Annotated in this window: 20 protein-coding genes; 4 read left to right on the forward strand and 16 right to left on the reverse strand. The window is 39.3% G+C overall.

The window, feature by feature from the left end; all coding sequences use genetic code 11:
* Positions 1–14: 14 nt before the first annotated feature.
* From LV716_RS07205 to LV716_RS07220, 4 genes are all read right to left on the reverse strand, one after another.
* Complete coding sequence (locus tag LV716_RS07205; protein WP_163417074.1) at positions 15–434, reverse strand: hypothetical protein; 420 nt, start codon at positions 432–434, stop codon at positions 15–17.
* 39 nt (positions 435–473) lie between these two features.
* Positions 474–1,490, reverse strand: a complete 1,017-nt coding sequence (locus LV716_RS07210) for a sugar phosphate nucleotidyltransferase (protein WP_163417075.1) — start codon at positions 1,488–1,490, stop codon at positions 474–476.
* A gap of 91 nt (positions 1,491–1,581) precedes the next feature.
* A complete protein-coding gene (gene dut / locus LV716_RS07215) occupies positions 1,582–2,016 on the reverse strand; it encodes a dUTP diphosphatase (RefSeq protein ID WP_163417076.1) in 435 nt (144 codons plus the stop codon).
* Positions 2,006–3,475, reverse strand: a complete 1,470-nt coding sequence (locus LV716_RS07220; RefSeq protein ID WP_163417077.1) for a lipopolysaccharide biosynthesis protein — start codon at positions 3,473–3,475, stop codon at positions 2,006–2,008. The genes dut and LV716_RS07220 overlap by 11 nt, the downstream gene beginning before the upstream one ends.
* A 195-nt stretch (positions 3,476–3,670) precedes the next feature.
* Between LV716_RS07220 and LV716_RS07225 the strand changes: the two genes are divergently transcribed.
* Positions 3,671–5,323 (forward strand): sulfatase, encoded by a 1,653-nt coding sequence (locus LV716_RS07225; RefSeq protein WP_163417078.1) that lies wholly within the window; start codon positions 3,671–3,673, stop codon positions 5,321–5,323.
* A gap of 206 nt (positions 5,324–5,529) precedes the next feature.
* Here LV716_RS07225 and LV716_RS07230 read toward each other — a convergent pair whose 3' ends face one another.
* From LV716_RS07230 to LV716_RS07285, 12 genes are all read right to left on the reverse strand, one after another.
* Positions 5,530–6,774, reverse strand: coding sequence for an MFS transporter (locus LV716_RS07230; RefSeq protein WP_163417079.1), 1,245 nt, complete (start codon positions 6,772–6,774; stop codon positions 5,530–5,532).
* 76 nt (positions 6,775–6,850) lie between these two features.
* Positions 6,851–7,711 (reverse strand): ATP synthase F1 subunit gamma, encoded by an 861-nt coding sequence (atpG, locus tag LV716_RS07235; protein ID WP_163417080.1) that lies wholly within the window; start codon positions 7,709–7,711, stop codon positions 6,851–6,853.
* An 85-nt stretch (positions 7,712–7,796) separates the two neighbouring features.
* On the reverse strand, positions 7,797–9,377 hold the full coding sequence (gene atpA / locus LV716_RS07240; RefSeq protein WP_163417081.1) for a F0F1 ATP synthase subunit alpha: 1,581 nt from the start codon (positions 9,375–9,377) through the stop codon (positions 7,797–7,799).
* 59 nt (positions 9,378–9,436) lie between these two features.
* Positions 9,437–9,976 carry an ATP synthase F1 subunit delta gene (atpH, locus tag LV716_RS07245; protein ID WP_163417082.1) on the reverse strand — a complete coding sequence of 180 codons (540 nt, stop codon included), beginning with the start codon at positions 9,974–9,976 and terminating at the stop codon, positions 9,437–9,439.
* A 6-nt stretch (positions 9,977–9,982) separates the two neighbouring features.
* A complete protein-coding gene (locus tag LV716_RS07250; protein WP_163417083.1) occupies positions 9,983–10,483 on the reverse strand; it encodes a F0F1 ATP synthase subunit B in 501 nt (166 codons plus the stop codon).
* Positions 10,484–10,565: 82 nt separating this feature from the next.
* On the reverse strand, positions 10,566–10,757 hold the full coding sequence (atpE, locus tag LV716_RS07255; protein WP_112378043.1) for an ATP synthase F0 subunit C: 192 nt from the start codon (positions 10,755–10,757) through the stop codon (positions 10,566–10,568).
* An 89-nt stretch (positions 10,758–10,846) separates the two neighbouring features.
* The gene (gene atpB / locus LV716_RS07260) at positions 10,847–11,971 is read right to left on the reverse strand and encodes a F0F1 ATP synthase subunit A (protein WP_163417084.1); all 1,125 of its coding nucleotides are present in this window, start codon (positions 11,969–11,971) and stop codon (positions 10,847–10,849) included.
* 101 nt (positions 11,972–12,072) lie between these two features.
* Positions 12,073–12,480, reverse strand: a complete 408-nt coding sequence (locus LV716_RS07265) for a DUF6168 family protein (protein ID WP_163417085.1) — start codon at positions 12,478–12,480, stop codon at positions 12,073–12,075.
* Entirely contained in the window at positions 12,480–12,707 is a 228-nt protein-coding gene (locus tag LV716_RS07270; protein WP_163417086.1) for an AtpZ/AtpI family protein, read from the reverse strand. Before LV716_RS07270 ends, LV716_RS07265 begins: the two co-directional genes overlap by 1 nt.
* Entirely contained in the window at positions 12,685–13,122 is a 438-nt protein-coding gene (locus LV716_RS07275) for a polymer-forming cytoskeletal protein (RefSeq protein ID WP_163417087.1), read from the reverse strand. Before LV716_RS07275 ends, LV716_RS07270 begins: the two co-directional genes overlap by 23 nt.
* Positions 13,123–13,128: 6 nt before the next feature.
* Positions 13,129–15,684, reverse strand: coding sequence for a lipopolysaccharide assembly protein LapB (locus LV716_RS07280; protein WP_163417088.1), 2,556 nt, complete (start codon positions 15,682–15,684; stop codon positions 13,129–13,131).
* 114 nt (positions 15,685–15,798) lie between these two features.
* On the reverse strand, positions 15,799–16,812 hold the full coding sequence (locus tag LV716_RS07285) for a GlxA family transcriptional regulator (RefSeq protein WP_163417089.1): 1,014 nt from the start codon (positions 16,810–16,812) through the stop codon (positions 15,799–15,801).
* A gap of 166 nt (positions 16,813–16,978) precedes the next feature.
* Between LV716_RS07285 and LV716_RS07290 the strand changes: the two genes are divergently transcribed.
* The 3 genes from LV716_RS07290 (at position 16,979) to LV716_RS07300 (ending at position 18,364) form a co-directional block, all read left to right on the forward strand.
* Complete coding sequence (locus LV716_RS07290) at positions 16,979–17,239, forward strand: hypothetical protein (RefSeq protein WP_163417090.1); 261 nt, start codon at positions 16,979–16,981, stop codon at positions 17,237–17,239.
* Positions 17,240–17,302: 63 nt separating this feature from the next.
* Positions 17,303–17,962 carry a DUF2461 domain-containing protein gene (locus LV716_RS07295; protein ID WP_163417091.1) on the forward strand — a complete coding sequence of 220 codons (660 nt, stop codon included), beginning with the start codon at positions 17,303–17,305 and terminating at the stop codon, positions 17,960–17,962.
* A 33-nt stretch (positions 17,963–17,995) separates the two neighbouring features.
* Positions 17,996–18,364: a nuclear transport factor 2 family protein gene (locus tag LV716_RS07300; RefSeq protein ID WP_163417092.1), complete on the forward strand. Its 369-nt coding sequence runs from the start codon at positions 17,996–17,998 to the stop codon at positions 18,362–18,364.
* Positions 18,365–18,403: the final 39 nt, after the last annotated feature.

Genomic DNA, 18,403 nt, shown 5'->3' on the forward strand with positions numbered 1-18,403 from the left:
CTTCATTTTGATTTCTACAATCTGATTAAAACCATTTTGTGCTTTGTGAGCTCTTCAAGTTCAAAAAACGCTTCTTTCAAAAGCACTGTTTCTTTAAACTCATCAACCCTTTGATTTTTGATTCTTACAATCTGCAATTCACCTATGTTTATTAATTCCCATTCGATGTTATAAATAACCTTTGGTAGAGCCTCTTTCTTTTTGCTGAAATATTCATTTCCACATCTCCTTCTTGGTCTATTGATCTGTAAATTGCTGTTAACAAAAAAATGATTCTTATCTCTGTAAACTAACTTGCTCTCATTAGATTCAAGATTAGATACAACCCAATTTTTCTGAATAAATTTTAACTCATTTTTTTCAATTGACTGCGCTTTTGAAAACAAAAAATTAAAACAAATGACAAGACTCAATATGCTCTTCAGTTGAACCATAACACCACGAATTTAACTCTCGTGATTTGATAACAACAATTATTCCATAACCGAGTAATCTCCTATACTTATCGTTTCAAAATTACCATCAAAAACCACTTGGTTGCCGATCATGGCATTATCCAAGTTAGCATTTTTGATACTGGTATTGGTTTGGATTAAACTATTTTTAACGGTTGAGTTTTCAACTGTTGTGTTGTCTCCAATGGAAACATAAGGTCCAACAGTGGTATTTTTTAGTACTACATTTTCACCAATAAAACAAGGTTCGATAATGTTCGCATTTTCTTTTTGGACCGATTTGGAAATCAACTCTTCACCATCCTTTTCCAAAAAACCGAGCATGCGCTGATTGGTCTCCACGGTTACATTTTTGTTTCCACAGTCCATCCATTCGTCTACTTTTCCAGGAACAAACTTCATCCCTTTTTCCATCATTCGCTTAATACCATCATTTATCTGATACTCACCTCCATTAATGATATCGTTGTCCAAAACGTACTGTAATTCATTTTTGAGCACAGCCACATCTTTAAAATAGTAGATTCCAATGACCGCCAGGTCCGAGACAAATTCTTGGGGTTTTTCGACCAGCTCCACGATTTCGTTTTGTTTACTAAGTTTTACCACACCAAATGCTTCCGGTCTATCCACCTGCTTTACCCATATAACACTGTCCGCAGATTTGTCCAAATCAAAATCGGCACGGATTAGGGTATCGGCATAGGCAATTACGGCTGGACCGCTAAGCGATTCTTTGGCACTCATAATGGCATGGCCCGTACCTAGGGGTTCATCTTGTCGATAGATAGAGCCTTTGGCGCCAAGGTTTTTTGCCAATTGCATTAAACTATCGACTACATCATCGCCAAAAAAAGCTGGGTCCCCAAGGATAAAGGCTACTTCTTCAATCTGTTCCCCCAAGACTTTGGCAATGTCGGTTACCAATCTGTGGACAATAGGTTTGCCAGCAACCGGGATTAAGGGTTTGGGTACGGTTAATGTGTGTGGGCGTAATCTTGAGCCGCGACCGGCCATGGGTACAATAATTTTCATATAGTTGCTTGTTAAAGCTGGTGTCTTTTAATTAAACTTTTATCTTTTTGCTTTATTGTAATAACAACGTGCTTCCTTTATCCACGTAGTTTCATTTTTTTCCTGTGCTTCCAAATCCTCCAGCACCACGTTCTGTATCGGAAAGCGATTCAACTGCTATCCATTCCGCACGCTCATGTTTGGCAATGACCATTTGGGCAATGCGCTCTCCGTCCTCAATCGTAAAATCTTCATGAGAAAGATTGACCAAAATGACACCAATCTCACCACGGTAATCCGCATCAATAGTACCTGGCGCATTCAGGACAGAAATTCCTTTTTTAGCCGCCAATCCGCTTCGAGGTCTCACTTGTGCTTCATACCCAACGGGTAATTCAATAAAAATTCCAGTCGGTATAATCGCTCTTTCCAATGACTTTAGTGTAATGGGCTCTTGTAAATTGGCCCTTAAATCCATACCTGCAGATGCAACCGTTTCATAATGTGGCAATTGATGTGCAGATGTATTGATGATGTTAACTTTCACGTTGTAGAAATATCTTTTTTAATTTATCGCCTTCCAATTTGTAAAGCATCCCCAAAAATAACAAAAGTAGTAGGCCTCCCGCTATTAAATTTCGGTTAAACACATAAAAGGACAATGCAGAGAAAGAAATTGAAACCGAAAGATAAAACACTATTTTCCGCATGTTGTAGGGAACTGGATAGTACTTTCTTCCAAAGTAATACGAAAGCAACATCATACTGGCGTAGGCTGCCAATGTTGCCAATGCGGAAGCCAAATAACCAATCTTTGGGATAAAAATAATGTTGATTCCCAACGTAATCAATGCACCTACAGAAGATATGTAGGCTCCAAACTTGGTCCGATCTGTGACCTTATACCAAACGGACAAGTTGTGATAAATTCCCAGACAAAAACTTCCCAATAAAATAATAGGTACAATGTCCAATGCTTCCCAGTAGACAGCTTTTCCAAGCAAAAACTTTCCTAAAACATCTACAAATACCACAACGCCCAATAAAATCAAACTACCTAAAATCACAAAATAATTGGTAATCTGGGCATAGGTATCTTTAGAGTTTTCTGTTTTGGCATGACTAAAGAAAAATGGCTCCACTCCCATTCTAAAAGCAGTTCCAAAAAGTGTCATAAAAAGTGCCAATTTGTAACAAGCACCATATTTACCAACTTCTGCTTCCGCTATACCTTCCGGTAATATGGCGGTCAACAAAATTTTATCCACGACTTCGTTAATCGTAAAGGCAATACCGGCTACCATTACAGGACCAGCGTATTTCAACATTCGTTTCCATAGGGCAGCGTCGAACGTATAGGAGACTTTAAAGTAAGTAGGCAATAATATCAGTAGCGTTACACCACTAGCTATAATGTTGGAGATAAAAATGTATTGAATCTCCCAATCCGCTTTATAAATACTGTTCAAAACCCTATCTGCGCTTTCTTGAGCGATTTTTGGTAAAATGAGTAAGAAAAAAACATTGAACGATAAGTTTATGATGACATTGATGCTTTTGAACACCGCATATTTCATCGGTTTTTCCTGTGCCCTTAAGAGTGCAAAAGGTATTATTACCAAGGCGTCCAACACCAGAATATAGGCAGTGAATTTTATATAATCGGGGTTGATGTTGGTAAAATCGGAAAGACTTTCTTTTACTACCATAGCCACAATCAAAAACAATAGGGATGATATCAATAAGGATATCAATGACGTGGAAACAACGGTACTCTTATTCTCTTGTTTATGATAAAACCGAAAAAAGGCGGTTTCCATACCATAGGCCAAGAACACATTGAAAATAGCGATCCAAGAATAAATATTTACATACTGCCCATAACCCGAAGCATTCTCAAAGACCGACGTGTACAGCGGAAGTAAAAAAAATGAAATGACCCTTGGCAAAACGGTTGCAAGGCCATAGATAAAAGTCTGTTTAAAAAGTTTTTTTAACGGGTTCAATGGGGATTCAGTCTTAAAAAACCTATGGTAAGGTGACCGCAAGTTACATAAAACCCAAAAACTATATGACGAGACCCTATTTTTCTGCGTTTTACATACCTCGGAATTCTCTTTATGGGGACATATCCAAAACTTGAGCTCAAAACCGCATTGCGCCTAAATAATTTATATTTTTAGGTATAAACTATTTGGCTCATGAAAACTCCAACAAAACCATTGTTATTTTTCCTTTCCTTTCTTATCCTATTTTCTTGTGCTGAAAAGAAAAAGGAAGCCGATAAAGTGGTCCATGAAAAACCGAACATCATTTTTATCATGTCCGATGATCATGCCTACCAGGCCATTAGCGCATATAGTAACCATCTGATAGAAACTCCAAATATTGACCGTATAGGTAAGGAAGGTATTGTTTTTACCAACGCCAGTGTCACCAATTCCATTTGTGCTCCTTCACGAGCTACAATTTTAACCGGAAAACATACACATATCAATGGAAAAGTGGACAATCAAATGCCTTTTGATACGACTCAGGTTACGTTTCCACAAATTTTTCAAGAAGCAGGCTACCAAACTGCCATGTTTGGAAAACTCCACTTTGGCAATAACCCAAAAGGCGTGGATGAGTTTATGATTTTACCGGACCAAGGTTCGTACATTAATCCAGATTTTATTACCAAAACAGGCGATACAACACGAATTGAAGGATATGTTACCGATGTTATTACTGACCTAACCTTGAATTGGCTGGACAAAAAAAGAGATACGTTAAAGCCTTTTATGCTGATGTACTTGCACAAGGCTCCCCATAGACCTTGGTGGCCCAGACCGGATAAGTTCAAAGAGTTTTTGGGCAAGAAATTTCCAGAACCAGAATCGTTGTTCGATGACTACAAGAATAGAGGAACAGCTGCCAAAACTGCCGAAATGAACCTACTGCACGACATGATGTACAATCACGACAGTAAGATTAGACCTGAGGTGACCCAACGCATGAAAAATTTGAGCCCAAAGGTGCGGGAATATAAGGGTGGGTTTCAAATGCCCTACACTGATCGCGTAAATGAGGAGCAAAAAGCACTTTACGAGCCTATTTTGGATGAAATCAATAAAGATTTTGAGGAGAATTGGCCTACGATGACCGATGAGGAAAAGATGAAATGGAAATACCAACGGTACATGCAGGATTATTTGGCCTGTGTCTCTTCCGTAGATGACAATGTGGGGCGGTTGCTCGAATATTTGGATGAAAACCAATTAGCGGACAATACCATGGTCGTGTATACTTCGGACCAAGGTTTTTATTTGGGAGAACATGGATGGTTTGATAAGCGTTTTATCTATGACGAATCGTTTAAAACACCATTGCTCATCAAATGGCCAAATCGGATAAAACCCGGAATTACCAGTGAAGAAATGGTACAGAACCTGGACTTTGCCCAAACTTTTTTGGAAGCTGCCCAGATCGAAGCGCCCACTGATATGCAGGGCGAAAGCTTGATGCCGCTTTTAACATCGAACATAGGTGCATGGACAAGAGATGCGGTATACTATCATTATTACGAATATCCAGCTGTACACCAGGTAAAACGCCATTACGGTATCGTGACCATAGATTACAAACTAGCTCATTTTTATTATGATGTGGATGAATGGGAACTGTATGATCGAAAGAAAGACCCTCAAGAAATGAATAATGTATATGATGATCCCACATATGTGGATGTGGTTGTGGAACTCAAGAAAAAATTGGAAGAATTACGCGTGCAGTATAAAGATTCGGACGAGCTGAACCAAAAGTATATAGACATTCACCACGCCAACAGTATTGATTCCCCTTTGAAGAAGTGATTCGAAGTACGGAGTACGAAATACGAAGTGGAAAGTTTTTTGTGGACTGGTCAAGGGTGAAAGGTAAAGGTTTTGGTGGAAGAAAGTCCTGAGTTCTGAGTTCTGAGTTCTGAGTTAAAAATCTTATTTTCAGCACCTTTTTTCAACTTTCAACTTTCAACTTTCAACTTTCAATTTCAGACACCGGACATCAATAAAACCAAAAACTAGTTTTCTATCACGCTCTCGACCTCAATTTCATCAATTTTCATACGTTTCATGGCGATTGTTGCAAAAACAAAAGCAATAGCTAGAAATACGGCTGCAAGTGCGTAGGATGCGCCGGGAAAATAAATGGTCCCTTCAGGACGGATAAAGTAGTAAAATACCGGAGAGAACACTAATTGTCCTAAAATAGCGGTAATGCTTACTAAGCTTGTTATGGAGCCTTGTAAAATCCCCTGTTCTTTTTCTGAAACTTGGTTGGAGATAATCCCCTGTACGGTTGGCCCCGCCACTCCACCAAGGGCATAGGGTATCAAAAACGCATAGAGCATCCAGGGTTCATCAGCTTGCGAGAAGAGGAACATACCAAAAGTCCACAACAAAAACCCAAAGGTAACGACGTTGCGCTTTCCAAACTTTTTGACCACTGCACCCACTAAAAACCCTTGTACAAAAGCAACCAAAAGACCTACGACCACCAAAGACAGTCCTATTTGTTTTGGATTCCAATCAAAACGTTCAATACAATAATACGACCAAACTGACGGTAAGGCTTGCCCAGCCAAGTTGGCCAAGAAAAAAGCAAATATCAGCAGTAAGACGCCTTTGTAGTTTTTTAGAGCAACCAACGAAACACCGGGTATCATCTTCATCACATTTATCGACCTTCTATTCTCTTTTACCAAAGATTCTGGAACGAATAGCCATCCGAAGAGAAAATTGGCAAAGGTGAGTCCTGCAGCAATGTAAAATGGAAGTCTAATATCAATATCGCCAAAAAAACCACCAATACCAGGGCCAATAATAAAACCCAAACCAAATGCCGCACCAATCAAACCAAAATTCTTTGCTTTTTCTTCCTTGGTGCTTATGTCGGCTATATAAGCAGAAGCGACCGTAAAACTTGCTCCAGTGATTCCTGCTAAAAACCGTCCTACGAACAACCATATGATTGTAGGCGCCCATGCATGGATCAAATAGTCGATGCTCAACCCCAGTAGGGACAATAGCAGAATAGGCTTGCGACCATACTGATCCGAAATTTCACCTAATACAGGCGAAAACAAAAATTGCATACCAGCAAAGGCGGTGGTTAACCACATACCATAAATAACTGCCATATGGGTACCTTCACCGGTCAATTGCATTATGAATTCAGGGATAATCGGCAGTATGATACCTATGCCGATAACATCTACTAAAATGGTAATGAAAATAAAGAGGAGTGCGGTTTTTTTAGATTTCATGATTCAGCAAAAGTCGGATAAAAAAAGCCCCGCAATTAGTGCAGGGCCATTATATTTTCATCAACTATGGATGAGCTTAATTATTCAACGCTTCCGCTCCACCAACAATCTCTAAAATCTCATTGGTAATCGCAGCTTGTCTTGCTTTGTTATAGGTCAATTTTAATTGATCTCTAAGCTCTGTGGCATTATCCGTTGCTTTGTGCATTGCTGTCATACGTGCGCCATGCTCACTTGCAAAAGAATCTCGAACAGCTTTATACAATTGCGTTTTTAATGATTTAGGAATCAGTTCTTCAACAATTTCTGCCTTAGAAGGTTCAAAAATATAGTCAGCCGCTCCAGAAGTATCTCCCTCAACAGGAACCAAGGGCAAAAACTGTTCGGTCATCACAATTTGTGTGGCCGCATTTTTGAACTTGTTGTATACCAATTCAATTTTATCATAGTTGCCTTCAGTAAAGTAATCCATTAGATTTTGGGCAATTTCGGCAACATTATCAAAAGTCAAATCATCATATACTTGACTATGATTGGCAATTACCGTACCTCTTTTCCCCAATAGGTCATTTCCTTTTTTACCAATGGCCAAAAAATCTACCTGCTTTCCTCCATAAGTCTGCTCATGCAAGAATATGCTCTGTTTGATGATGTTGGTATTGAAGGCTCCACACAATCCACGATTAGATGTAATAGCTACGACCAAGACCTTGTTTACCGTTCTATTATCCGTGAATTTGCTTCCTGCATCCCCGTCTAAACTTGCACTAAGGTTTTGTAACAGTTCCGTAAGCTTGTTTGCGTACGGGCGCATTGCGGTGATAGCATCTTGGGCTTTTTTCAACTTAGCGGCAGATACCATTTTCATGGCACTGGTAATCTGCATAGTCGATGATACCGATGCTATCCTATTTCGTATTTCCTTTAAATTGGCCATTCTTTTTAGTATTTAGTCAGTAGTCAGTAGTTAGATTTTCATCAACTCTACATCGTACTATATACTGTTTACGCAATACGCAATACTAACTTCTATATTTCCCAGATAAATCCTTACAAACAGCGGTCAACGTGTCCGTAACCTCGTCTGTCAATTTTCCGGCTTTTAACGTATCAAGAACATCTCTGTGCTTGGCGTTCATGAACGCTATAAAATCTGTTTCAAATTCTTTTACCTTTTCAACAGGGACATCCCTCAATAGGTTTTTAGAACCTGCAAAGATTATCGCTACCTGATCTTCAACGGTAAAAGGATCATTCTGTGCCTGTTTTAGAATCTCAACGTTTCTACGTCCTTTTTCGATAACGTTCAATGTAGCGGCATCCAAATCGGAACCAAACTTGGCAAAAGCTTCCAATTCACGGAACTGTGCTTGATCCAGCTTTAAAGTACCTGCAACTTTTTTCATGGATTTGATTTGGGCCGAACCACCAACACGAGATACCGAAATACCCACGTTAATCGCTGGTCTTACCCCTTGGTTGAATAAATCCTGTTCCAAGAAAATCTGTCCGTCCGTAATAGAAATTACGTTGGTGGGGATATATGCGGATACGTCACCTGCCTGTGTTTCAATAATGGGTAGGGCCGTTAATGAGCCTCCACCTTTTACCATTGGTTTTAGAACCTCTGGTAAATCGTTCATGTCTTTTGCGATATCGTCATCGGCAATCACTTTTGCCGCTCTTTCCAATAATCTTGAATGCAAATAAAAAACGTCACCTGGATAGGCCTCACGTCCTGGAGGTCTTCTTAATAACAAGGATACCTCACGATATGCAACCGCTTGTTTTGATAAATCATCATAGATAATCAAAGCTGGACGACCTGTATCCCTAAAGTATTCTCCTATAGAGGCACCAGCAAAAGGAGCATAAACCTGCATTGGTGCAGGATCGGATGCATTTGCAGCAACTATGGTCGTATAGGCCAAGGCACCCTTGTCTTCCAAGGTCTTCGCAATGGCGGCAACTGTAGATGCTTTTTGTCCGATAGCTACGTAGATACAATATACGGGTTCACCCGCATCGTAAAATTCTTTTTGATTCAAGATAGTATCTATACAAACTGTCGTTTTCCCAGTTTGACGGTCACCGATAACCAACTCACGTTGTCCTCTACCTACCGGAATCATGGCGTCGATTGCCTTAACACCTGTTTGTAATGGTTCGTTTACCGGCTGACGGTAAATTACACCTGGTGCTTTTCGCTCCAATGGCATTTCGTAAGTTTCTCCGGCAATTGGGCCCTTACCATCGATTGGTGTTCCCAATGTATTTACAACTCGCCCAACAATTCCTTCTCCTACTTTGATAGATGCGATACGTTGTGTTCTTTTTACCGTTGCACCTTCCAAGATTTCTTTGGACGGCCCTAACAATACGACACCAACATTATCTTCCTCTAGGTTCAAAACAATACCTTGCATGCCACCGTCGAACTCGACAAGCTCACCATACTGAACATTTGAGAGTCCGTAGACACGGGCAATACCATCCCCCACCTGCAAAACTGTACCTACTTCATCCAAAGAAGCGGTAGCTTCAAATCCTGATAATTGTTTTTTCAAAATTGCTGATACTTCAGCTGCTTTTACTCCTGCCATTTTATTTAGATATAAGATGTGGGACGTAAGATGCAAGACATCTTTTGCCCCAAAAAATATTATAGACTATTTGTAAATTCTCTTTTTAATCCGTTCAATTTATTTGCCACACTGGCATCGTACTGTAAATCCCCAACACGCAAAACAAATCCTCCTATGATGCTTTCGTCAATTTTGTTTTCTATGGTAACTTTATTTCCGGTTATTTTGGCGACTTCGGTCAAAACCTTTTTTTCCAAAGCTGCCGTCAAAGGAACTGCGGTAGTAACAAAGGCCACATCCTCTCCTTTTAATTGCTCATGGAGAATGATATACTTTAAGGCTACTTCTTTCAACAATGCAATTCGCTTATTGTCCGTAAGCGTACTGATAAGGCCTTTTGTTATTTCTTGTGAGCCTTTAAAAATCGCATGGAGCGCATCTTTCTTTGCCTGACCTTTTACTACGGGACTCTCCAAAACATTTTGAAGCTCCGTATTCTCGGTAATTACAGCTACTATTTCCCGCATGTCCTTTTCAACGGCTGCCGCCGCTTTCTTTTCTATGGCGAAATCCAAAGTTGCTTTTGCGTAACGTATGGCTGCTCTACTTTCGTTCATCTCCTTTTAGTTCAATTTGATATCGCCCAACATGTCGTCGACCAATTTCAGTTGCTTCTTCTTGTCAGATAGTTCTTCTTTGATCACTTTTTCAGCAATCTCCACAGAAAGGTTTGCAACCTGAGCCTTGATGTCAGCAACAGCAGCTTTCTTTTCGCTTTCGATAGTTGCTTGAGCCTGCTTGACCAATTTATCGCCTTCTACCTGAGCTTGTTCTTTGGCATCGGCAACAATTTTGTCTTTTATTTCGCGAGCTTCTTTAAGCATCGCTTCTCTTTCTGCCCTTGCTTCTTTTAAAAGCTTTTCACTGTCCGCAGTAACGTTCTGCATTTCCTTTTTTGCATCTTCAGCAGCATCCAATGCATTTTTTATACCGTCTTCGCGATCATTTACAGCTTTTAAGATAGGTTTCCAAGCAAACTTCCACATGAGGAACAACAACAATCCAAACAATAGGGTTTGCCAGAAAAACAGTCCTAACGAAAACTCTTCCAATAACTTAGCCATAATTCTTTTTTATTTGTATACATTTTTAAACAAAGCAAGGGCTGTAACCAACCGTTACAGCCTTTTGCCTTAGATGTTCTGATTATACTGCAAATAAAGCAGCAAAACCAATACCTTCAATCAACGCTGCTGCAATCAACATCGCTGTTTGGATTTTTCCGTAAGCTTCAGGCTGACGTGCTATGGCATCCATTGCAGAACCACCGATTCTACCGATACCCATACCAACACCAATAACTACTAAACCTGCACCTACCATTACTGGAATTTCCATATCTATCTAGTTTAAAAATTAAAAATTCAATATTTAGTTGCCTCCCTATGATTTCGACTACGCTCAATCAACGGTAGGAATAATTATAATTAATGGGCAGCTTCTGCCTCATGTTCGTGCTCATGTTCTTCAGAGGCGAATCCAAAATACAGCGCAGACAACATCGTGAAAATATATGCCTGTAGCAATGCTACCAATACTTCAATCAATGAAATTGCAAAGGCCAATCCAAAGGATAATGGACTTCCCAACCAACTTTTAAAGATGAACATTAACCCGATCAAGCTCATCAATACAATATGGCCCGCCTGCATGTTTGCGTATAAACGAATCAATAATGAAAATGGCTTAATGAACAGTCCTAAAATTTCAATAGGAACCAATATAATGTACAATGGGATCTTAGCATACCAAGGCATGGAATCACCAAGCGGGTTAAACTGGTGCATCCAATAGTCTTTTGTTCCCGTAAAATTAGTAATCAAGAATACCATGAGAGCCAAAGCAAAGGTTATAGCTATGTTTCCCGTAACATTAACCCCAAGTGGTGTCATACCGAACATGTTCAAAAACCAAATAAAGAAAAATATGGTCAATAGAAACGGCATATATTTTCCATATCGCTTCTCACCAATATTTGGTCTTGCAATGTCGTCTCTTATATAGAGCACAATGGGCTCAAAAAACCGTCCTGCCCCTGTTGGCACACCGTTGTTTTTTGCATATGATCTTGCAAGGCTGGAGAACAACCACAACATTAACGCCCCAGTAATGATAATCATCACTACGTTTTTGGTAATCGACAAATCCAAAGGTTTTACATTGGTAGCATGATGCTCTTCATCATAATTGATAGTTCCTTCGGCATCCGTCTTATATATTTTACTATGATAGAGTTTGTAATAACTTCCATCTACCTCAGCCAAGGTTTCGCCGTGGTGGAATTTTGAAGAAGAAAATACCTTTAGTCCGTTATCCCATAAAATAACAGGTAATGGGAAGCCAACATATTTGTGTTCGCCATTATCTGTGGTATAAGAAAACAATGAAAAATCGTGAGAATCTTGAAGGTGATGGGTAATGTATTCCTTTATTTCAGTCTTCAGGTCTTTGCCGTGATTTCCGGCTTCGCTATCCTTTTCACTTGCAAAAGTGAACTGACCTAAAAAAAGTGTTGCAACTAAAAGAATTTTTGTAAAAACAGTTTTTCGCATTTTGCTCAGAATATCGGTCTTTCAAAATCCGTGCAAATGTAAGTCTTTCTAACAAAAAGAAAAAAGCTTTCAAACTTTTATTTAAAAGTGTCTTAAGTGGATTATGGCTTAGAAGAATCTTCTAAATTTTTGAGCATTTTGGAAGTGAAAAAAGTCTCTAAAAATAAGGCTATGGCATATGGGATAAAAAAGGCCGCGAATTCCAAGGCAGACATGTCACCATCTGCTTTGTAGGTTGGATAGAAGAACAGAAAGAAAAAAATAAATTTTAAGAAGCTGCCCCCCATGAACAAAAATCCGATCTGGTTTTTTAGCTTCTCCTTAAAATGGTTCAACAAGATAAAAACTGCGGCGGCCAAAAAACCGTTTACCAGATAAGACCGTACGATAAGGTTGTCAAATATGGGCAAGTCTTTGCTGCCGAGCACAAATAGGTGTATGCCAAAAGAAAGCAATAAGGATAGTACAAGAAGTATAAAAAATTGAGTGGGCAGGTTGCGTTTTGACATCAATACTTAATACGTTTCAGTTGCTGCAAAACTACCCAAATCGAAATTGCCACTCCCAATAAAGTGGCAATTACAGTGAAAATATTTTTTTCGTTCTCATAATGGGTGTCCAACCATTTTCCGCCCTTTACGGATAAAAAAATAATAGCACCCATTTCAAAAGCAATACCAGAAAGCATTGCGGCATTCTTAAGGTTGTTCTTTTTAGGAGACTTTTGCTGGCTCATTGGTCTTTGTCGACTGCTGCTGCAATCTATTTGGTGTAGCTGTTCCGCCAACAGCTCCTTTGCCCATTGTACATGAGGCATTGAACGTAGCTCCCGGCTCAACGGCCAATTTAGCAACGGTTACGTTACCTTCAATATAAGCAGAGGCTTTTAAAGAAAGTAAATCTTTAACCAAAAGTTCTCCGTTGAACTTTCCTTCAATGTCAGCGTTTACACATTCTACTTTACCATTAATGTAACCATCTTTTCCAATGACTACTTTTCCAGAGGTTTTTACGTTACCTTCCAATTTTCCATCGATTCTGAAATCAGCTTCGGAAGTAATGTCACCTTTAATCTTTGTGTTCTTTTCAATTCTGTTGGGTTGTCCACCAAATTCTGTCATAGGGCGAGGTTTTTTGTTGTCTGAAAACATTGTTTTCTAGGGTTTTGGGGTTAATATATGTTCTTTGTATGATTCTAAATTCTTGTGTACTTGTATTATTTTGTAATTGTCGGATAAAACTACAAAATTCTCGTCTTTGATACGGTAGTCCTTGTTGTTTTTTATAAGCTCCGCATAGCCTAGTGCAAAATCTTTGGATTTGAAACCGTGTACTACCACAAACTGATCCTCCAAGTTATAAATATCTTTGGAAATCACGTTTTTATATTTCAAATCTACGATGGATTCCTCAAGACGCTTTTTAAGTTTCAACGCTTTTTCGTTGTTCTTTATTTTAAAAGGAAAGACCACTTTCCAATTTCCAGCACCAGAAGAACCCGTTTCTGGAGAAAAGTCTTTGCGCTCTAATTTTGGCAATTGCTCTGCAATTACTTGTCCCGCTTTTTTACCTTCGGGATTGTTAGGGTAGGTAAGCGCAACATAATTTAAGGCCTCTTTAAAGGGCTCAAAACCTTGAAGGCGACCTATGGCATTTGCCTTCAACATTTCAAACTTGGGAACTATAGGGTCTCCCGTAAACTGATTGATATATAATTGCGCTCTGGTGATTACCTCTAGATATTCCTGTTTTTGATATCGCTTGTACAAGGAAGCATACCTCGCATCTGGGCTGTCCGTATTTCCTTCCAATACGGCCTGGGGATTTAAGAGAATCTCTGCATAACGCGTGTCCGCATGGTTGGTAATGATATCTTGTTTCATGTTACGTGCCAACGGACTACCTGTTTCTTCATAAATTTTATAGAGATTGTATTTTGAAGGCAGTATCAATCGTTGTTCTGGGTTTGAGGCAAGTACTTGTTCCAGTTTCCCGGCAGCCAATGTATTTTCTTTGAACTTTTCTTTGTAAATCAACCCTAATTGATAGTTGGCAAAATTTCTTTCAGTTCGTAAACTGTCGATAATGGCAACATCTGTGGGGACCTGTTCCAAATAAAAGTCGACCGAATATTTTTGTTCTTCGGTCAGTTGTTCTGTAGCTTGTCCGTTAACTAAAACATCCTCCCCGGTAGCTTCAGATGGTAACGCTCTATTTTTATTGCTCCATCGCCAGTCGTCTTCCAACTCACGATTTCCCCAACGGGTCTTAAAGTCATTTTTTCCGTATCCAAGACTCGTCACATTATAAAAGTAGAACTTTCCTTTGTTCTCTTTCCCTCCTTTGGACTCTGCAAATGCTGCAAAACCTGCAGTGGTCCTTTTTAGTTCCTTTTCTAGAGCTGCCTCTTCTTTACGCTTTAATTCCGCTATATAATCCTCAAAATACGCTTTACGTTCAGCTTCTGGCATTTCGTAAACAGTGATGGTGCTGTCCGCATATTGTACAATGTCCTCGTACTTGATGACATCTTCAAGATTGTCCAGTTTCTTTTTGATTCTTCTATGCTTTCTTGAATTCTCTTTAAGGTTGGTCAACGTACTATCGTAGTAAGCACCAGCAATTTTGTACTCGTTCTGGTCAAAATTATAATCCGCTAAAGTTTGATAGTTTAAGGAGTTCAATTTGCGGTCCCCTCGATTGGCCCTTAGTGATTTATTGTAATACACTATCGCCAAACTGTCCGTTTGGTTTGCCAAATGATATTGTGCAATTTCCCTGTAAATTTTATCCAAAAAAGGCCTGTTCTCCCTATTCTCCTCCAAATCTGTGAGATATTCCAGTAATTCTTCCTTATTGGAATCCGTAATCTCTGTGTTTTGGATTTTCTTTAGATGGGCATTGATCATATAGACTCGGGGCGATCTTCTGTTGAGGTCAATTACTTTGTTATAGGCATAATTGGCACTGTCCTTAAACCCTAGTTCATTGTAAAGCTGCCCAATAATAAATAGGTATCTTCCTTTTTCTGGATTCTTCTTCGTGTAGGCTTGTGCTACTTTTAATTTTTGGATAGCGGTATCCTTTGCCTTCAAATTTATAAAGCATTGTGCTATCACTGCGTTGGCATCTGCATACTCTTGGTCCTTCAACTTCTCGAATTTGAACATTCGTCTTAGGTTCTTAATCGCCAGTTCCGGATTGTCCAAACGCATATTGGTCTTTTCGCGCCAAATGGTAGCCTCGTTCAGTTTGTCGCTCTCGGTATATTTTCTAAGGATGTAATTAAAAGATTCCAAGGCAGGAATGTAACGTTGATCAAAATAACGTGCTTTGCCCAACAAAAGGAAGGCTTCATCCGTTTGCGGATTTCGCTCTTCATCCTTAATATCCATACTGTGCTTTTGAATAGCTTTTGTAGCTTTTTCTTCAGCAATGATAAAATTTGGGTTATTGTCCTCCGAATCCAGTTTGATTTCTTCGGTAACTTCCAAACGTTCTACGGGCAGTATTTCCCAATAGTCGTCACGATAGCTGGTATTTAACTCTTCCCGCCCCAGTTCAAAAGCAATATTACCATTGTACAAGGTGTTGTACTTGGTATTCAATGCGTGCCAATTGCGATTGATGAACTTGTCCTTTTTGGTAGAGCACGAATTAAATGCAAGGCCTGCAAAGACAAATACGGTAATAAAAGTATGTTGAAGCTTCAAAATTATAGGTAATCGTGTTTATTCTTAACTTAAAAACAATGAGAATATTATATAGCTCATCGGTAAAATGCAATATTTTTCACCAGCTTCAAAAACATTAACAAAAAAGTGGTTTTACCAGGCAGTGGGATACTCATAACTCAACCTGCTCCGATTGTATTTTGACTTGTAGGCCACCGGAGAAATCCCAGCATATTTTTTAAACACCTTTCTAAAAGCTTTTTGGTCCATGTACCCGACTTGGTACATTACCTCGTTCACATTATGTTCCGTAGACTCCAAACTGCGCTTGGCAGCTTCTATCTTTACTCTTTGAATGTACTCTGAGGGCGTGTTTTGGGTCGCTTTTTTAAACCTGCGCACAAAATTTCTACTGCTTATGGCATACTTTTTTGCCAGTTTTTCGACCGATATTCTTTCGTTGACATTATGCTCTATGTATTTCTGCACTTCTTTTATAGTGATGTCGTCATGGTCTTTTTGTCCTTGAAAAATAGCGAACTGATTCTGGTTCTCACGATCAATATCGATTTCAAGGAACTTTGAAATATAAACAGCTACCGCTCTACCACAATATTTTTCTACCAAGTGAAGCATTAAATTTAAGAAAGAGTACGCTCCACCACTTGAATAAACTCCATCCTGATCGGTAACTATTCTATTGGAAACTAAATTGACCTTGGGAAACATTTTCCTGAACATATCCATTGCTGCCCAGTGGGTGGCACACTGCTTGCCGTCCACTAAGCCTGTTTGTGCCAATACAAACGCACCAATGCACATGCTACCCACTTCCGCTCCATATTGGTTTCTTTGTCGAAGTATCCAAGGTATAAAACCCTTATTTTGTCTCAAATCTTCCAATAACTTGTCCGGTCTAAGCGCCGGTATCAATATCAAATCGGTTTTTTCAATATCATGGATGGTGTCGCTACAGTGAACACTGAACAAACCATTGTATAACGAGTAGTCCTTTTCCAAACCCACTAAATGGACCTTGAAAAAATCCTCGTTTGCTACGCTAGTCTGCTTTAAATGGCTATTTGCTGCCATTAAGACTTTAAGGGGGCCTACTATGCTGCTCAAAATTGCATCCCCTTTGGGAACCAGAATACTTACATGTTTCATTATCAATACTTTTATAGGATAAATGTAGTCGTAAAAATTGGCGTAATCAACCCTTAAAAGTGTCTTGTATACCCTCTTTTTGGGCCTGTTTCTTTTGTAGCTTTGGATTATGGAGTTTGATACGTTCAAAGAAATCAGGAAACTACTATGTTCAAAACATCCTCTTGTGACCGAAGGAAAAATGATGGGCTCTCCTGCAATCCACTATAACAACAAGGTCCTTGCATTTTTTTCCAGAAGCCATAAAATGGTCTTTAAATTGGGGAAAGACTTCAAGGTTGATCAAGTCAATGTCGAACTTAGGGAATTCAATCCGTTCAAAAATAAAGGCCCTTTATCTGGTTGGTATGAAGTGGATTTTACAGAAAAAGAGGCTTGGGAAGAACTGACAGAACTGGCATTGCGCCTAGCTAAGGAAAATTCTTGAAAATCTTGTCCAAATGAACCCCATTAAATCGTCTCATTAAAAACAAACCTTAAAACTTATTAGATGATTAATGAAACATATAGCCTCTTTTTTAAAGAATTAGCCAAAAACAACCACAAAGAATGGTTCCACGCCAACAAAAAACGCTATGAAAATGATGTCAAAATGCCATTTTTAAATCTACTGAATGCCATTCTTCCCACTTTAAAGCAATGGGAAAGCAAAATTGATGAGGATTCAAAAAAAGCATTGTTTCGTATCAATAGGGACATTCGATTTTCCAAAGATAAATCCCCGTACCATACCATAATGAAAGCTGGTTTTTCTCCAGGGGGCAAAAAATCCGAACTACCTGGCTTCTATCTAGGCATTGATGCCGAAAACATCCATGTTGGTGGAGGGCTTTTTATGATTGGTACGTCAGAACTAAAAAGGGTTCGATACAAAATTGCGGAAAACCCTGAAGCTTTGTTGTCCATTGTACAACAACCGGATTTTACCCAAAACTTTGGAAAACTAAAAGGAGACAAAGCCAAACGATTGGATAAGGAATTAATGGTTGCAGCTGAAAAGACAGATTTGGTTTTAAACAAGCAATTTTATGCCATGGCCGAATTTCCATTGGCGCCTTTTTACGATTCTGAAAGTTTGATAGAAGAGATTTTGAATCACTTTAAAGTGATTCGACCGCTCAATACTTATCTTAATCAGACATTGGCCTAGCTGAGTTTTTAATTAACTATTTAATATAAACAAATGACAACACAAGAAGTAGCAGACAAATTAGTAAGCCTTTGCAGGGAAGGCAAGTATGATGAAGCCTATGGTCTTTATTCCAAAGACGCAGTAAGCCTGGAAATGCCAGGAGTGCCCAACGAAAAAACCGAAGGGCTTGATAACATACTAAAAGGTTTTGAACAATGGGCAAGCAATATCGAAGAGACCCATGGTGGCACGGTCGGTGATCCCGTGGTCATGGGCAATCATTTTTCGGTTCCCATGTCCAGCGATGTCACCTTTAAGGGAATGGGCAGGTGCAAAATGGAGGAGCTTTGCGTATATGAGGTGGAAAATGGAAAAATAAAGAAGGCCCAATTCTTCTATGACCCTTCAACAATGTCTTAGGAGTTTATGTATCAACCCAACAGTTAAGCGCTTCAAATT

The sequence above is a fragment of the Flagellimonas sp. HMM57 genome, from assembly GCF_021390175.1.
In the GTDB taxonomy this organism is placed as follows: domain Bacteria; phylum Bacteroidota; class Bacteroidia; order Flavobacteriales; family Flavobacteriaceae; genus Flagellimonas.

Coding starts and splice junctions, on each gene's coding strand:
- LV716_RS07205 (WP_163417074.1), bottom strand. CDS start 434: ATGGTTCAACTGAAGAGCATATTGAGTCTTGTCATTTGTTTTAATTTT.
- LV716_RS07210 (WP_163417075.1), bottom strand. CDS start 1,490: ATGAAAATTATTGTACCCATGGCCGGTCGCGGCTCAAGATTACGCCCA.
- LV716_RS07225 (WP_163417078.1), top strand. CDS start 3,671: ATGAAAACTCCAACAAAACCATTGTTATTTTTCCTTTCCTTTCTTATC.
- LV716_RS07230 (WP_163417079.1), bottom strand. CDS start 6,774: ATGAAATCTAAAAAAACCGCACTCCTCTTTATTTTCATTACCATTTTA.
- atpG (WP_163417080.1), bottom strand. CDS start 7,711: ATGGCCAATTTAAAGGAAATACGAAATAGGATAGCATCGGTATCATCG.
- atpA (WP_163417081.1), bottom strand. CDS start 9,377: ATGGCAGGAGTAAAAGCAGCTGAAGTATCAGCAATTTTGAAAAAACAA.
- atpH (WP_163417082.1), bottom strand. CDS start 9,976: ATGAACGAAAGTAGAGCAGCCATACGTTACGCAAAAGCAACTTTGGAT.
- LV716_RS07250 (WP_163417083.1), bottom strand. CDS start 10,483: ATGGCTAAGTTATTGGAAGAGTTTTCGTTAGGACTGTTTTTCTGGCAA.
- atpE (WP_112378043.1), bottom strand. CDS start 10,757: ATGGAAATTCCAGTAATGGTAGGTGCAGGTTTAGTAGTTATTGGTGTT.
- atpB (WP_163417084.1), bottom strand. CDS start 11,971: ATGCGAAAAACTGTTTTTACAAAAATTCTTTTAGTTGCAACACTTTTT.
- LV716_RS07265 (WP_163417085.1), bottom strand. CDS start 12,480: ATGTCAAAACGCAACCTGCCCACTCAATTTTTTATACTTCTTGTACTA.
- LV716_RS07270 (WP_163417086.1), bottom strand. CDS start 12,707: ATGAGCCAGCAAAAGTCTCCTAAAAAGAACAACCTTAAGAATGCCGCA.
- LV716_RS07275 (WP_163417087.1), bottom strand. CDS start 13,122: ATGTTTTCAGACAACAAAAAACCTCGCCCTATGACAGAATTTGGTGGA.
- LV716_RS07285 (WP_163417089.1), bottom strand. CDS start 16,812: ATGAAACATGTAAGTATTCTGGTTCCCAAAGGGGATGCAATTTTGAGC.
- LV716_RS07295 (WP_163417091.1), top strand. CDS start 17,303: ATGATTAATGAAACATATAGCCTCTTTTTTAAAGAATTAGCCAAAAAC.
- LV716_RS07300 (WP_163417092.1), top strand. CDS start 17,996: ATGACAACACAAGAAGTAGCAGACAAATTAGTAAGCCTTTGCAGGGAA.